The sequence below is a fragment of the Hymenobacter daeguensis genome, assembly GCF_054780555.1.
In genome coordinates this window covers 331131-345070 of sequence record NZ_BAAGWC010000002.1, presented here as the reverse complement: position 1 = coordinate 345070, position 13940 = coordinate 331131, and the positions used below count along the sequence as shown (strand labels likewise).

Below are 13940 nucleotides of genomic sequence, written 5' to 3'. Positions count from 1 at the left end.
AGCCCAGAAAACCGCTTTTCATTATGTGAAAGTCGTTTTCTGGGCTTTTTGCATTCAGTGGCCAGCATTGCGCAGCCGGCCGCCTACTCCGGCAACACGCGAATGACAAAGTTCTTGAGCGGGTTCTTTTTTATAATCGTCACCAGCTGGCCGTTCTGGTATTGGTACTCGTCCTCGCGTCCGTCGCGCGTGGCTTGCCAGTGCCCTGGCTGATTGCGGCTCAGGGAAAAATAGTCGCCGAAATATTCGGCAAATGCCCGGGACTGGCCTAGCGGCGGCTCGCCAAAAAACATGTTGGTCACGGCAAAGCGAATCGGCTGGGTTTCGATGGCTTTGTAGTGGTGTTTGTACTGGTCGGCTACGATGTCGTAATGGTCGCCTTTCCACTCGGTCCGGGAAGCGAAATCCCCTTGGTTGGTATGCGCTTCCACCGTAGAGAGCAGCAGTTGCCCGTTGCGAAAGCGGTTGGTTACCTGATAATAGACTTTGAGATGGTAGAGCAGAAAATTCACCTTCACGTCGCTCACCAACGAATAGGTTACGTCGGCCCCGACCGGGGCTTGCCGCGTCGCCGTCATGGTGCCCACCCGAATACCTGCCACCTCAATGCTGTAGTGCCGCACCTCAGCGCCGGCCGGCCGGGCCGCCAGGGGCACAGACCGGCTAATCACATTAAAAATCAATACAATACTCATCACCACAAGTGAGCGCGCCCCAAACGCCGCGGAGCGGGCGCGCCACTTGTAAGTCAGTGCGTTAGCAGCATCCGCCACCATCGTAATGGTAGGTCGATGGCGAAATGAAAACATCGTCGCGGCCCAGCCGGGCCAGGGCGCCGGCCGTTTTGTCGCACACGGCCAGCGGCTGGTTTTGCAGCAGCACGTGGCCTTTCTGGTCGTCGAAGTAGTTATCGGGCCCGTAATAGATAGCCGTGCGGCCCGTAAAGATGCAGGGGCCATCGGCCGGCATGGGGTCTTTGATGGCGCACACCTCCACGCTCTCGATGTAAATGAGCTCATCGGTGGCGTAGTGCTGGGGCGAGAGCACGCGGTAGGCGCGCTTGGCCCGCACCTCGACTGTGCCAAAGCCTACTTCCGTTATCATGTCCAGGTATTGCTGCAGGGGCAGCGAGCCGGTGAGGCACAGGGCGCGCAGGCGCTCGTCGGCGCGCAGCTCGTCGCTCATGGGCTGCTCGCAGGTGGGGTCCGACATCACGAGGCGGCCGTGGGGCTTGAGCACGCGGTAGGTTTCCTGCAGGGCACGCTTGAGGTCGTCGAGCTTGAAGATGTTGAACAGGCAATTTTGGGCGGCCACGTCCACGCTCTCGTCGGCCACGGGCAGGTGCAGGGCATCGCCAGCGCGCAGGTCGATGAACTCGCTTTGGAACCAGTCGTTCTGCTCTTCGGCGGTGCGCATGTTATCGCGCGATGCTTCGAGCATTTCCGGCACTACGTCGACCCCAATAATGGCCCCCGGCCGCCGGCTGAAGTACGCAAACTGCAACAGCTCCATGCCGCCGCCCACGCCCACGTAGAGCACCGTGGGCGAGTTGGTGAGGTCGCGCGGGTTCACGGTGCTGCCACAGCCGTAATTCATGCTCAGCATGCGCGACGGGATGCTCAGGCCGGGCAGCTGCCACACGGGATTGGTGGTGCAGCACAAGCCCACCTGGGGCTCCTGGGCAGCCTGGCGGTACACGTTGGCAGTAGTTTCGAGGTAACCCATGAAATGAAAAAAAAGGCGTGTGGGAGTATGCGTGAAGGTAAGCCGGAGCCTTACTGTTTATTCAGGCTCCAGTTGTAGTCGAGGTAGGTGATGCGGGTGTTGTCGTCGATTTTGGTGGTGGAGTAGCGGTTCACCCACTTCACTACCGACTGGCCGTTCTTCTGCCAGTCGCCCTTGTACCAATCGAAATACTTCGAGAGCTGAGCAGCCGACTTGCCGATTTTATTTTTGGCGGGGTTGTTCAGAAAATCGCGGCCCTGGTCGTCCAGCTGCTTTTCCAACTGGGCGGCGGTGTAGGCTTCGTTGCGCAGGCGCGGGCAGGACATGGACGCGCACACCAGGGCGAAGTGAATGCGCGGGTCGTCGAATTTCTTGCGCAAAATGCCGTGCTCGATGTTATCGAGGCTCATTTTATCGCCGCCGATGCTGAAAAACTTGGCAGCCCAAGGCGTTGTCACAAACGGAATCTTGATTTTCGAGCCGATGTCCTTGATGCTCTCCACCGGGTAGTGGTCCAGAATGAGGCGAATGGTGTAGGCGTTGTAGGCGTTAATCCAATACACCATCTGCTCGTTTTTGGGCCAGCTGGCGGCGGGCGGGTTTTTGCTGAGCAGGGCCAGGTATTGGTCAAACGCCTTTTCGTCAGTCTTAAAGCCCTTGTAATCAACCAGCCCCTGCGCCGAAACGTGCTTTTTCAGGAGCTTATCGAAGGCGCTGTGGTCGCTCGGCGTACTGTAGGCTGCAACAGCCACTGCCGGCAACGCCCCGGCGCCCGGACTGCCCATGGCTACCGCAGCCAGGGTGCTGGCAGCCAGCGCAAAGGCCAAGGGTCCAATGGTTGAAATCTTTATCGGCTTGTTCATGGCGCCATATACGGGAAAGCGTTGGCGCGAAGATTGAAACCAAACTTTCGGCCGCCAAATTTTCGTAAGCAAGGCGGGCTCGCACCGGGTCCCATACCTTTCCGCCTGGGTTGCTTTGGCAATTAATTCGGAAGTTGCCTCCTCCATGCCTCTCCGCCTGCAATGCTCAGCGTAATTATTCCCACCCGCAACGAAGCAGCAAACATTGGCCGGCTGGTGGCCGACCTGCGGCGCTACGCGCCGCCCGGCACCGTGGAGGTGCTGGTGGTGGACGCCCACAGCCCCGACGGTACCGCCGCCGCGGCCCGCGCCGCCGGGGCCACGGTGCTGGAGGCGCCGCAGCCCGGCCGGGCCGCGCAAATGAACCACGGCGCGCAGCAGGCCCGGGGCGACCTTCTCTACTTCGTGCACGCCGACGTGGGCATTCATCCCGATTACGTGGCCACCATTCGCGCCGCCGTGGCCCAGGGCGCGGCGGCCGGCTGCTACCGCTTTCGGTTCGACTCGAACCACCTGCTGCTGCGCCTCAACAGCTACGGCACCCGCTTCAAAGGCATCATGAGCCGGGGCGGCGACCAGACGCTGTTCATTACGCGGGCGCTGTTTGAGCAGCTGGGCGGCTTCGACGAGCGGTTTGTCATCATGGAAGACTTTGAGATTATCGAGCGCATCCGGCGGGTGGCCCGCTTCTACATTGTGCCGCAGAACGTGGTGGTATCGGCCCGCAAATACGAAACCAACAGCTGGCTGCGCGTGCAGCTGGCCAACCTCACCGCCTTCTCAATGTACTTCCTCCGGCTGCCGCCGGCCCGCATTGCCCGCACCTATAAGGCCCTGCTCAACTACCGCTGATGCTTCCACGCGTGCTTGTGACCGGTGCCAATGGCTTTTTGGGCCGCCACGTTGTGGCGGAGCTGCTGCGCCGTGGCTACCCCGTGCGGGCCCTGATGCGCCCCGGCAGCCCGCCCGGCCCGGCCCTGCCGCCCTTGCACGCCCTGCCCATCGAAGTATGCGAACTGGACCTTGGCCGGGCAGCCCACGAAGCCGAGTTGGCGGCCGTAGCGGCCGGCTGCGGGGCCATCATTCATGCCGCTGCGCTGGCGCAGGTGAACCCCGCCCGCAGCCCGGCCGTGTGGGCCACCAATCTTGGCGGCACCGAGCTGGTGCTGCGCCTGGCACGACGGGCCGGCGTGACGCGCCTGGTGTACGTAGGCACGGCCAACGTTTTCGGTTTTGGCTCCCGGCAGCGGCCCGGCAACGAAACCCGGCCCTACACCGGCCGCCGCTATGGCCTCGACTATATGGACAGCAAGCGCGCCGCCACCGACCTGATACTACGCGCCGTGGCCCACGAGCAGCTGCCCGCCGTACTCGTGCATCCCACGTTTATGCTGGGCCCCGGCGATGCCCGGCCCACCTCGGGCGCGCTGCTGCTGGAGCTGGCCGCCGGCCGCCTGCCCGGCTACCCGCTGGGCGGCAAAAACTACGTACATGTACACGACGTGGCCGTGGCCACCGTCAATGCCCTCACGCAGGGGCGCGTGGGCGAAGGCTATATTCTGGGCAACGAGAACCTGCCCTACCGGGAAGCGTTTGCGCTCATGGCCGATGTGCTGGGCGTGGCCCCGCCACGCTGGCCCCTGCTGCCCCCGCTGGCCAATTGCTACGGCGTACTCTGCGCCTGCAAGGCAGTGCTCACGGGCCGGCCGGCCAGGGTCAGCCCGGCCATGATAGCCGTGGCCAACGATGGCCACTATTTTACGCCGCAGAAGGCCCGCACCGAGCTGGCCCTGCCCCACACCCCCATTCGCCAGGCCGTTGCCGATGCCTTTGCGTGGTTTAAAGCCCATGGATATGTTCGGTAGCCGCCGGAGCGCCCCGCTAGCGGGCCAGGTCGTCCTCATCACCGGCTCGGAGTCGGGCATTGGCCGCGAAACGGCGTGGGCCTTTTGCCGGCTGGGGGCGGCCGTGGTGCTCAACGGCCGCCAGCCCGAGCGCCTGGAGCACACCCGCCGGGCGCTGGCCGCCGCCGGCTATCCGGTGGCAGCCTGCGTGGCCGACGTGACCGATTACACCGCCTGCGAACGCCTCGTGGCGACGGCATTAGCTCGTTTTGGCCGTCTCGATGTGCTGATAACCAACGCCAGCATTTCGCAACGGGCTTACTTCGCCGACATGCAGCCCGAAGTATTCCGGCAAGTGCTCGACAGCAACGTGTACGGCTCCGTGTATCCGCTCAAGGCTGCCCTGCCGCACTTGGTGGCCAGCCAGGGCAGCGTCACGTTTATTTCTTCCATCTCGGCCCTCAACGGCATGCCCAGCGGGTCGGCTTACTGCGCCGGCAAGGCCGCCCTGGTCAACCTGGCCCATACTCTGCGCCTGGAGCTGGCCGCCACGGGGGTGCATTTCGGAGTGGTGCACATCGGCTTCACCCAGAACGACCCCGATAAGCGCGTGCTCGACGCAGCGGGCCGGCCCGTGCCCATTGCGCACCGCCCGCCGCGCTGGCAAAAGTCGCAGGCACAGGTGGCAGCCATTATTGTGAGCCATGTGCGGCGGCGGCGGCGGCGCACGGTTATTTCTGCCTTAGGCCGCCTCATTCTGGTAGTACATTCGTTGCTGCCCCGGCTCGGCGACTGGGTGGTGCTGCTTTCTCAGCGGCGGCTGCGCAAGCTCTACGAGTAGCCTGGCGCAGGCCGGGTCCAATCTGGTGCTTTTCCTTTTTCGTATTTCATTTAAACCCCGCGCATGGAAACCTATTACAACCCCGCCGACCTCAAGAAATTCGGCAACATCGGTGACTTTCAGAAAGAGTTTGCTGATAAGTTTTTCGCGTACTACGGCGCCGTATTTGCCGAAGGCGCGCTCACGGCCCGCGAAAAATCCCTGATTGCCCTGGCCGTGGCCCACGCCGTGCAGTGCCCGTACTGCATCGACGCCTACTCGTCCGACACGCTGGAGAAAGGCTGCACCGAGCCTGAAATGATGGAGGCCGTGCACGTAGCGGCGGCCATTCGTGGGGGCGCCACGCTGGTACACGGCGTGCAGATGATGAACAAAGTAAAAGAACTGTCGATGTAGCCCGCGGTTGGAACGCGATGCCGCGCATAACGTTCTTCTGTTCCCAACAGCCCTCCCACTCCTCTTATTTTCATGGCGAAATCCCTTAAAGCTTCCGGCAATCGGCTCGCCGACTCAGCGTTTCAGCTGACGGTGCTACGCCAGGAAGTGGTAGACGTGCTGCACCTGCCGCCCTTCCACCAGAAACTGGCCGAGGCGGGGCTACTGCCCCTGCGGCCGGTGGCGCCGGCAGTGCTGCAAATCAATGTGGGCAAGATGTGCAACCAGGTGTGCAAGCACTGCCACGTCGATGCCGGCCCCGACCGCAAGGAAATCATGACCCGCGCCACGATGCAGCATTGCCTCAATGTGCTGGCCCAGACCGACATTCCTACCGTGGACCTCACGGGTGGTGCTCCGGAGATGAATCCGGATTTTCGCTGGTTTGTGGAGGAAATCAGCAAGCTGGGACGGAAGGTTATTGTGCGCTGCAACCTGACCATCATTGTGGCCAACAAGAAGTACCACGACCTGCCCGACTTCTTTAAAAAGCATGGCGTGGAGGTAGTCAGCTCCCTGCCCTTTTATACAGCCGACAAAACCGACCGGCAACGGGGCGATGGGGTATTTGCCGATTCTATCAAAGCCCTGCAAATGCTGAACGCCGTGGGCTACGGCCAGCCCGGCAGCGGCCTGGTCCTTAACCTGGTGTATAACCCCGCCGGCGCGTTTATGCCGGGGCCGCAGGCCAGCCTGGAGCAGCAGTTTAAACGGGCTTTGCTCAAGGATTTCGGCATTGTGTTCAACAGCCTGTTTGCCATCACCAACATTCCCGTGAGCCGGTTTCTGGACTACCTCATCGAGTCGGGCAACTACGCCGGCTACATGGAAAAGCTGGTCAACGCCTTCAACCCCACGGCCGCGGCCGGCGTGATGTGCCGCGACACTATTTCGGTGGGTTGGGACGGAGGTCTATACGACTGCGATTTTAACCAGATGCTCGACCTGCCCGTGGCCAGCTCCGGCCAGCACATCCGCGACTTCGACGCGGCAGCACTGGCCGGGCGCTCCATTGTTGTGAACCAGCATTGCTACGGCTGCACGGCCGGGGCTGGCTCAAGCTGCGGCGGCACCGTGGCGTAGGACGGTCCCCCCGTTCAACCAGCCGCTGCAGTCCGTGGGCAGCAACAATTCTGCCCGCAACCCCATGGATTGAGCGCTGCTGGCAGTAACTTGGCAGCGGACCGGCTGTCTGTGCCGCTCCACTGCTTTTTTCGTCCTCTGTGATTCACCGCCTTGGCTACCCCACGCCCTAATCTGCCCGCCAACGAAGCCGACCGCCTCCGCAGCGTGCGTGCCTACGAAGTGCTGCCCACCCTCACCGAGCCCGTGTTCGAAGAGTTTGTGGCGCTCACGGCCCGCATTTTCAGTCTGCCCATCTCCCTCATCTCGGTGGTGGAGGAAGACGATGTGCACTACCCCGCCAACCTGGGGATGCCGAAGCAGCCCCGCCAGCCGCGCATTGAAGCGCTGTGCTCCACCGCCATTGCCCTGTCGCGGGCCGTGGTGTACCACGACCTGGCGCTGGAACAGCACCCGGACATTCCCTCCGAAGCCCTGCGGGCGGCCGAAAACAACCAGCTGCGCTTCTACGCCGGCGCACTGCTGCGCCTCCCCGACCAGCGCCCGCTCGGTACGCTGTGCGTCATCGACCGCGCCCCGCGCACCTTTACCACCGACGAGCAACGCATTCTTGAGCTGCTGGCCGCTTTGGTCAGCCGCACCATTGCCGTGCGCCACCTCTGCCGCCTGCAGCCCAAAACCGGCGAAGCCCAATGGGTCCGGCTCAGTGCCGAGCTGCAGGAGGAAGTGCAGGCGTTTAATGCGTTGGTCCGTTATCTGTTTGCCCGCCATGGCACGCAGGTGCCCGTGCCTACGGCCTTCCTCACCCAGGTCGAAAGCCGCATCCGCGACTTGCAGGCACTGCTGGATGCCTACCAGCCTTAACTGGCAGCCTGTACCCGATGTACCTGAAAAAGCCCGCCGTGTTCAGCACGGCGGGCTTTTTCAGGTACATCGGGTACAGGCTGCTAAGCGGAAAAGGCTACTGGAAAACCCGTTGAGAAGCCGCTACCTGGTTGAACGAGGCGACCACCCCAACGACTTCGGCCAGGAACTCCGGCCGGGCCTCAATGTGGTTGCCTACCACCACGACATCGGCCCCGGCGGCCAGAGCGGCATACACTTTCTCGCCCGAGTTCAGCCCGCCGCCCACGATGATGGGCGTGCTCACGGCTTCGCGTACGGCTCGAATCATGGCGCCGGATACCGGGTTCTGCGCGCCGCTGCCGCCGTCGAGGTACATCAGCCTTAAGCCCAGCTGCTCGCCGGCCAGCGCGGTGCAGGCGGCAATGCCGGGCTTATCGTGCGGCAGCGGCAGCGTGCCGCTCATGTAGGAGGCCGTGGTGGGCCGGCCCGAGTCGACGAGCATATAGCCGGTGGGCAGCAGTTGTAGGCCACTGGCCTTGAGGCGCGGGGCGGCCACGACGTGCTGGCCGATAAGAAAATCGGGGTTGCGCCCCGAGATAAGCGAGAGCAGCAGCACGCCATCGGCCGGCCCGTCGAGGTGCAGGCTGTGGCTGGGAAACAGCAGCACCGGCACCGTGGAGTGGGCTTTGACCAACGCAATGAGGGCAGCCTGGTGCTCGGTAAGCACTAGGCTGCCCCCCACGAAAAAGTAATCTACCGGGTGCGCCTCGCTCAGGCGGAGCAGGTGCAACAGGCTGGTTTCGTCTAGGTTATCGGGGTCGAGCAAGACCGCCAGCGCCTTGCGGCCGTGCTGCTGGCGGGTGCGCAGCGCATCATACAGACTGGGAGGGGTTGGACGCATCCGAGGGGACAGAAGGAGCAGGCGAAGCGACGGATTCAGCCCCGGTTTCGGCGGGTGCGTAGCCGGGGGAAGTCGCAAGGTCGGCATTTTTGTCGGCTGGGAAAAACTCCCCTATTTTTTTTGTCACCAAAGCCATGGCTACGGCCGCGGCCTGCGCCACCAAAACCTTGCCCGTGTCGGTCTGCAAAAAGGCCTTCAGCACTGAGCCCACCAACTGCGAGCGGGAGTTGGCCGCTGACGCGGGGGCAGCGGCGGGAGCATCGAACGCGTGCGAGGCGGGCAGCCGGCGGCTGTCGTCGTAGGGCAGGTCCTGAAAAGGGTCGTCCTCAAACTCTTCGGCGTCGAAGTCGTTCGATTCCGCATCGGCCACCGCGTCGGCGGCGCCGGGGTAAGCCTGCGCCGCCTTGGAGCCGAAACCCAGGTCGTCGGCTTCGTGGGTGTGGGCGTGATGGTCGGCAAAGGCCTGTGCCGATACGGCGGCCGACTTGTGAGCCAGTCCATCATCATGGCCATTGGCCTTGCCGCTGGAGTAGTAGTTGGAGCCGAACTCGTAGTCGTGGTCGGCTTCTTCGCGCTCGGCATCGAGGTGTTCTTCGTGCCGGGCGCGCTTGCGGCTCTTGCGCTTCTTGCCGCCAATGAGCTTGCTGATGAGCCACACGCCGCCGGCCAGGCCGGCCCCCACCAATGCTACCTTGCCCACCATCACCGACTGGTCTTTGATGTGCTCGACGTCGCCGCGCAGGGCGCGCTCGTATTCCAGCTTTTTGCGCTCCAGAAATTCTTTTTCTTCGTCGAACAACGGATTTTGCAACTCACTCATGGCAGGCTAGGCTTGGCGTTTGTCAGATTTATAAATAGTGTCCTTGAGCACCTTGTTGGCAATGCCCTGGAAGGCAGCTTTGTCTACGCCCACCACCACCAGCACCAGCAGCACCAGGTAGAAGCCGGCCACTACGCCAAACCCCCAGTACGGGCTGTTGAGCGCCGAATTGAGGGCCAGGCCGGCAAAGATGCTCACGAAAATGATGAACAGCAGCCCCAGCATGGCCAGGGCCGCGCCGTGAATGGTGCCCACCAGGATGGTGGATACCCGCTGCTGAAGCTCAAGGCGCACCAGGTCGATGCGGGTGTCGAGGTAGCCGGTCAGGTTGCCAATCAGGCTGTCGTTGCGCGGGGTTTTGGAAGTATCGTCGTCGGTGAACATACGGCGCGAAAAAGGGTCAGAAAAAGAAAATAAAGCCTGGGCAAAGCGCTGTTTTCGCAGAATTCAGCTGCGGGCCGCGTCCGTTCTACGGAAAATCGCGGCCTGCGGCTGAATTTTGTAGTACCCTTTGTGTTTCCCTCCCCGCGTGAGTCAGAATCATTACCAAGTTCTTGGAGTAGCCCCCGATGCCCCGGCCGCCGACATTAAGCGCGCCTACCGGCAATTGGTGGTGCGCTACCACCCGGATAAGCACGGCGGGGATGTGCGCTACGAAGACCAGTTTAAGGCCGTGGCGGTGGCCTACGCCGTGCTCAGCGACCCCGGCAAGCGCGCCACCTACGACTTTCAGCTGGCCCAGGCCGCCCGCCGGGCGCGGGAGGCGCAGCGGGCCCAGCAGCACCGCCCGGCCACGCAGCAGGTATATGGCGTGCCCATGCCGCCGCCGGCCCCGCTGCGCACCCGCCCGCCGGCCGGGGCCCGCGAGCGACACTACCAGCGCATTCCGAACAAGCGCGCCCGCTTCAACGGCCGCGACTGGCTGCTGACCGGGGCGCTGCTGCTGGGCATTGTGCTGTTTGCGCTGGCCGTGAAGGTGACCATGGACCGCGTGACGGCCAACAGCAACTACCGCGACGGCCTGCACGCCTACGCCCACGGCCAGTGGGCCCCGGCCTATACATTTCTGGAAGAGGCGCTGCACTTCCGGCCCGACCACGCTCCCACCCTGGCCCGCCTCGGCGAGCTGGACCTGCTCATCAACCACGACCCGCGCGGGGCGCGCGCCAATTTCCGGGCCGCGCTGCTCCAGCCACAGGCCCCGCGCGCCGAAGCCACGACGCGCTACTTTCTGGGCCGCTGCGAAGCCGTGCTGGGCCGCCCCGATTCGGCGGAGCTGAATTTTTCTCAGGCCATTCGGCTCGACAGTACCCGCAGCGCGGCTTACCTGGCCCGGGGCGAAATCCGGCTGCTCGACCTGAACCAGCTGGCCCAGGCCGTGGCAGATTTCAGCACCGGCCTGGGGCAGCGCCGGCGGGCCGGGCGCGCCACGCCCTGGCACTACGTGCAGCTGCGCGGCCTGGCCTACACCTCGCTGGGCCGCTATGCCGAGGCCCGGGCCGATTATTTCCGGGTGATTCGGGCCAATCCCCGGGATGGCCGCACGCACTTTCTGCTGGGCCGGCTGGCCGCCCGCACCGGCGACGCCACTGCCGCCTGCGAGTTTTACAGCCGTGCCGTGCGGCTGGGCTACGACTATGCCCGCACCGCGCAAAAAAGCTGCGCACCCAAACCGCCCACAAAGCCGCCCGGCCCGCCACCGGCCGCCCACTGGCCTAAAAACAAACAACCGCCGCCGGCCTGGGGCCGACGGCGGTTGCCGCAGTTGTAATCAGCAGCTCAGAAAGACTACTTGGGCATCAGCACGGTATTCACTACGTGAATCACGCCGTTGCTCTGAATTACGTCGGCGATGGTAACGGTCGAAACGCCGCCTTTCTCGTCCTTCAGTTCCAGGGCTTTGCCTTTCATCATGGCCGTCAGGGTGCCGCCCTGCACGGTTTTGAGGGTAGCCTTGCCACCGCCAGCCTTGATGGCCTTGGCAATGTCGGCCGAAGTCATTTTGCCGGCCACCACGTGGTAGGTCAGGATTTTGGTGAGGGTAGCCTTGTTCTCCGGCTTCACCAGGGTTTCGACGGTGCCGGCAGGCAGCTTGTTGAAGGCTTCGTTGGTGGGGGCAAACACGGTGAAGGGACCAGCGCTTTGCAGGGTTTCGACCAGGCCGGCGGCTTTCACAGCGGCCACCAGGGTGGTGTGGTCTTTCGAGTTAACAGCGTTTTCCACGATGTTTTTCGTGGGGTACATGGGGGCGCCGCCCACCATCACCGTCTTGGTAGCCTGGGCCGAAACCGTGGTGGTAGCGGCAACACTGAAGAGGGCAACGAAGGCGAGGGAAAACAAAGACTTTTTCATCGGGATAAAGAAATGGTTGGATGTTTTGGATGATGCCCCACCTACGCCACCACTTCCGCCGACGGATTGCCCCGGCGGCAAAGTTTTTTAGGATATCACGCCGTGGATATCCCAACATTTTCTTTACCTGCTACTTGCCGGCTCGTGCAAAATACCGGCCCACTTCGCTATTTCCGGCTTTTTCCCGGGTCGACTATCCGCAGCGCACCGCCGCAGGAAAGGCCCTGTCTCGTCGGCACAAGGCAGGCCGAATAGCCTGCTGTTATCATCGGGGCATCCTGCCCAGCGCAGCCGCCTGCTGCACCAGCCCGCGAAATTCGGTGCGGGAGCCGTCGGCATCCGGCCCGTTCATGTTGCCGGCCAGGGCCGTGGTGCTGGCCCAGGTAGCCGAGCCGGCGTAGCGGGAGCCGCGCAGCAGCAGGCCGAATTGCGCCACGGCCGCCGCCCAACGCAGGTTGTCGGAGGCCTGGGCAATGGGTTCGCCCAGCCGGACGTTGCGCACGGGCAGCGTGAGCAGCTGGCTGTGGCTGCCCTGCGGCTCCTGGTAGCGCAGCTTCACGGTGAGCAGCTCCGTGCCGGGAGCGGATGCAGCAGGGCTTGTGTGCTGGTATTTCAATGCGTCGACGGAAGAACTGCCGGTTTCGGGCGCGCCCACCGGCACCACTTCGTAGAGGGCCGTGACCTGCTGGCCCGCGCCCAGCTCGCCGGCGTCTTTGCGGTCGTCGTTGAAGTCCTCGGCGGCCAGCAGGCGGTTTTCGTAGCCCAGCAGGCGGTACTCGCGCACCAGGGCGGGGTTGAACTCGACCTGCACTTTCACATCCTTGGCCAGGGTGAACAAGGTGCCGCCGAATTGCTGCACCAGCACCCGCCGGGCCTCGCCCAGCTGGTCGATGTAGGCGTAGTTGCCGTTGCCCTTATCGGCCAGCAGCTCCATTTTGCTGTCCTGCAAATTGCCCTCGCCAAAGCCCAGCACCGACAGAAACACGCCCGATTCCCGCTCCTGTGTAATCAGCCGCTCCATGTCGGCATCGCTCTGCTCGCCCACGTTGAAATCGCCGTCGGTGGCCAGGATAATGCGGTTGTTGCCGCCGGGGCGCTGGTGCTGCTGCGCCAGCTGGTAGGCCAGCCGCAGGCCTTCGCCACCGGCCGTGGAGCCGCCGGCTTCCAGCCCATCGAGGGCGCGCAGAATGGTTTCGGGCTCGGCCCCCGAGGTGGGCGGCAGCACCACGCCGGCCGCCCCGGCATACACCACAATGGCCACGTAGTCCTGCGGGCGCAGCGCCTCGCGCACCAGCAGCCGCAGCGACTCTTTCAGCAGCGGCAGCTTCTGCGGGTCGTTCATCGAGCCCGACACGTCGAGCAGAAACACCAGGTTGGCCGGCGGCAGGTTTTCGGTTGGTACCTGCTTGCCCTGCACGCCCACCAGCACCAGCTGGTGGGCCGGGTTCCAGGGGCAGGCGGCCACTTCGGCGTTCAGCGAGGCCGGGCCGGTGCGCGGCTGCGGGTAGTGGTAAGGAAAGTAGTTCACCAGCTCTTCCAGGCGCACGGCATCGGGCGGGGGCAGCTGCCGGTCCTGGGTCAGGAAGCGGCGCACGTTGGCATAGGAGGCGCGGTCCACGTCGATGGCAAAGGTGCTGAGCGGATTACGCGCCGCCGACAGAAACGGGTTTTCGTGGATAACGGCGTAATTCTCGCGGTTGCCCTGCACGGTATCGGCCGCTTCGGAATCGGCGGAAACAGGAGTTGCGGCGGGCTCGGCAGTCATTTCTGCCACCTCCTTTCGCAGCATCATATGCTCGGTGGAATATTGTTGCTGGCAGGCGGGCAATAGCCACGCGCCCACCAGCAGCCCCCACAGGGGGCGCAGGCAGTTTCGCTTCATTGTTGAAAAGAAAAGATGGAGGGAAAGGCAAGCGGCCTCCGGCGGGCGGTACCGGCTACTCGCCCCCCCGCAAGTCGCGACTTTGCGGAGGGCGGGCTGGGGCCGGGTTTTCTTCGCGACGAAAACCCGGCGGCAGCACGGCCGGCCCCATGAAAGGGCTGCCCCGAAGAGGCAAAAGCACAGGCAGCGCCGCCTGTGGTCCTATATACCGGCAACGCCGCAGAGGTAACCCATGGCAGCTGCTATCCGGCAGCCCGCGGCACGGTTTGCCGCAGGCCAATGCCTGAGGCATCTAAAGTTGCGCTGCTCACCGGCCCGCACACCACGCACTGCCCGTCCCGGCTGCCA

At 63.7% G+C, this 13940-nt stretch carries 15 protein-coding genes; 7 read left to right on the top strand and 8 right to left on the bottom strand.

What is annotated here, in order from left to right; all coding sequences use genetic code 11:
* Positions 1 to 83: 83 nt before the first annotated feature.
* From ACYVHT_RS05110 to ACYVHT_RS05100, 3 genes are all read right to left on the bottom strand, one after another.
* Positions 84 to 671: a DUF6134 family protein gene (locus ACYVHT_RS05110; RefSeq protein ID WP_460548643.1), complete on the bottom strand. Its 588-nt coding sequence runs from the start codon at positions 669 to 671 to the stop codon at positions 84 to 86.
* A gap of 85 nt (positions 672 to 756) precedes the next feature.
* Positions 757 to 1725: an arsenosugar biosynthesis arsenite methyltransferase ArsM gene (arsM, locus tag ACYVHT_RS05105; RefSeq protein WP_460548641.1), complete on the bottom strand. Its 969-nt coding sequence runs from the start codon at positions 1723 to 1725 to the stop codon at positions 757 to 759.
* A 50-nt stretch (positions 1726 to 1775) separates the two neighbouring features.
* Positions 1776 to 2510 (bottom strand): DUF547 domain-containing protein, encoded by a 735-nt coding sequence (locus ACYVHT_RS05100; protein WP_460549065.1) that lies wholly within the window; start codon positions 2508 to 2510, stop codon positions 1776 to 1778.
* 240 nt (positions 2511 to 2750) lie between these two features.
* On the opposite strand from ACYVHT_RS05100, the gene ACYVHT_RS05095 reads away from it, so the two are divergent.
* The 6 genes from ACYVHT_RS05095 to ACYVHT_RS05070 all read left to right on the top strand — a co-directional run bounded on the left by ACYVHT_RS05095 (position 2751) and on the right by ACYVHT_RS05070 (position 7655).
* Complete coding sequence (locus tag ACYVHT_RS05095; RefSeq protein ID WP_460548639.1) at positions 2751 to 3440, top strand: TIGR04283 family arsenosugar biosynthesis glycosyltransferase; 690 nt, start codon at positions 2751 to 2753, stop codon at positions 3438 to 3440.
* The gene (locus ACYVHT_RS05090; RefSeq protein ID WP_460548637.1) at positions 3440 to 4453 is read left to right on the top strand and encodes a Rossmann-fold NAD(P)-binding domain-containing protein; all 1014 of its coding nucleotides are present in this window, start codon (positions 3440 to 3442) and stop codon (positions 4451 to 4453) included. The genes ACYVHT_RS05095 and ACYVHT_RS05090 overlap by 1 nt, the downstream gene beginning before the upstream one ends.
* Entirely contained in the window at positions 4437 to 5273 is an 837-nt protein-coding gene (locus ACYVHT_RS05085) for an SDR family oxidoreductase (protein WP_460548634.1), read from the top strand. Before ACYVHT_RS05090 ends, ACYVHT_RS05085 begins: the two co-directional genes overlap by 17 nt.
* A gap of 63 nt (positions 5274 to 5336) precedes the next feature.
* Positions 5337 to 5669 (top strand): carboxymuconolactone decarboxylase family protein, encoded by a 333-nt coding sequence (locus ACYVHT_RS05080; protein ID WP_460548631.1) that lies wholly within the window; start codon positions 5337 to 5339, stop codon positions 5667 to 5669.
* Between the two features lie 72 nt (positions 5670 to 5741).
* Complete coding sequence (gene arsS, locus ACYVHT_RS05075; protein ID WP_460548629.1) at positions 5742 to 6791, top strand: radical SAM/Cys-rich domain protein; 1050 nt, start codon at positions 5742 to 5744, stop codon at positions 6789 to 6791.
* Positions 6792 to 6944: 153 nt separating this feature from the next.
* Positions 6945 to 7655 (top strand): GAF domain-containing protein, encoded by a 711-nt coding sequence (locus ACYVHT_RS05070; RefSeq protein WP_460548627.1) that lies wholly within the window; start codon positions 6945 to 6947, stop codon positions 7653 to 7655.
* Between the two features lie 97 nt (positions 7656 to 7752).
* On the opposite strand, the gene ACYVHT_RS05065 is transcribed toward ACYVHT_RS05070, so the two are convergent.
* From ACYVHT_RS05065 to ACYVHT_RS05055, 3 genes are read right to left on the bottom strand one after another with little or no spacing between them, the layout of a single operon-like run.
* Positions 7753 to 8538 (bottom strand): geranylgeranylglyceryl/heptaprenylglyceryl phosphate synthase, encoded by a 786-nt coding sequence (locus ACYVHT_RS05065; protein ID WP_460548624.1) that lies wholly within the window; start codon positions 8536 to 8538, stop codon positions 7753 to 7755.
* The gene (locus ACYVHT_RS05060) at positions 8510 to 9358 is read right to left on the bottom strand and encodes a hypothetical protein (protein ID WP_460548622.1); all 849 of its coding nucleotides are present in this window, start codon (positions 9356 to 9358) and stop codon (positions 8510 to 8512) included. The genes ACYVHT_RS05065 and ACYVHT_RS05060 overlap by 29 nt, the downstream gene beginning before the upstream one ends.
* Positions 9359 to 9364: 6 nt before the next feature.
* Positions 9365 to 9742: a phage holin family protein gene (locus tag ACYVHT_RS05055; protein WP_460548620.1), complete on the bottom strand. Its 378-nt coding sequence runs from the start codon at positions 9740 to 9742 to the stop codon at positions 9365 to 9367.
* A gap of 145 nt (positions 9743 to 9887) precedes the next feature.
* Between ACYVHT_RS05055 and ACYVHT_RS05050 the strand changes: the two genes are divergently transcribed.
* On the top strand, positions 9888 to 11129 hold the full coding sequence (locus ACYVHT_RS05050; protein WP_460548618.1) for a DnaJ domain-containing protein: 1242 nt from the start codon (positions 9888 to 9890) through the stop codon (positions 11127 to 11129).
* Positions 11130 to 11146: 17 nt separating this feature from the next.
* Here the strand turns inward: ACYVHT_RS05050 and ACYVHT_RS05045 are convergent, their stop codons facing one another.
* Complete coding sequence (locus ACYVHT_RS05045) at positions 11147 to 11710, bottom strand: fasciclin domain-containing protein (protein ID WP_460548616.1); 564 nt, start codon at positions 11708 to 11710, stop codon at positions 11147 to 11149.
* A gap of 265 nt (positions 11711 to 11975) precedes the next feature.
* Positions 11976 to 13592 carry a vWA domain-containing protein gene (locus tag ACYVHT_RS05040; protein ID WP_460548614.1) on the bottom strand — a complete coding sequence of 539 codons (1617 nt, stop codon included), beginning with the start codon at positions 13590 to 13592 and terminating at the stop codon, positions 11976 to 11978.
* Positions 13593 to 13940 lie beyond the last annotated feature (348 nt).

What these genes read in the sequence shown, in the direction of transcription:
- arsM (WP_460548641.1), bottom strand. Translation starts at nt 1,725, where the DNA reads ATGGGTTACCTCGAAACTACTGCCAACGTGTACCGCCAGGCTGCCCAG.
- ACYVHT_RS05100 (WP_460549065.1), bottom strand. Translation starts at nt 2,510, where the DNA reads ATGGGCAGTCCGGGCGCCGGGGCGTTGCCGGCAGTGGCTGTTGCAGCC.
- ACYVHT_RS05095 (WP_460548639.1), top strand. Translation starts at nt 2,751, where the DNA reads ATGCTCAGCGTAATTATTCCCACCCGCAACGAAGCAGCAAACATTGGC.
- ACYVHT_RS05090 (WP_460548637.1), top strand. Translation starts at nt 3,440, where the DNA reads ATGCTTCCACGCGTGCTTGTGACCGGTGCCAATGGCTTTTTGGGCCGC.
- ACYVHT_RS05085 (WP_460548634.1), top strand. Translation starts at nt 4,437, where the DNA reads ATGGATATGTTCGGTAGCCGCCGGAGCGCCCCGCTAGCGGGCCAGGTC.
- ACYVHT_RS05080 (WP_460548631.1), top strand. Translation starts at nt 5,337, where the DNA reads ATGGAAACCTATTACAACCCCGCCGACCTCAAGAAATTCGGCAACATC.
- arsS (WP_460548629.1), top strand. Translation starts at nt 5,742, where the DNA reads ATGGCGAAATCCCTTAAAGCTTCCGGCAATCGGCTCGCCGACTCAGCG.
- ACYVHT_RS05065 (WP_460548624.1), bottom strand. Translation starts at nt 8,538, where the DNA reads ATGCGTCCAACCCCTCCCAGTCTGTATGATGCGCTGCGCACCCGCCAG.
- ACYVHT_RS05060 (WP_460548622.1), bottom strand. Translation starts at nt 9,358, where the DNA reads ATGAGTGAGTTGCAAAATCCGTTGTTCGACGAAGAAAAAGAATTTCTG.
- ACYVHT_RS05055 (WP_460548620.1), bottom strand. Translation starts at nt 9,742, where the DNA reads ATGTTCACCGACGACGATACTTCCAAAACCCCGCGCAACGACAGCCTG.
- ACYVHT_RS05045 (WP_460548616.1), bottom strand. Translation starts at nt 11,710, where the DNA reads ATGAAAAAGTCTTTGTTTTCCCTCGCCTTCGTTGCCCTCTTCAGTGTT.
- ACYVHT_RS05040 (WP_460548614.1), bottom strand. Translation starts at nt 13,592, where the DNA reads ATGAAGCGAAACTGCCTGCGCCCCCTGTGGGGGCTGCTGGTGGGCGCG.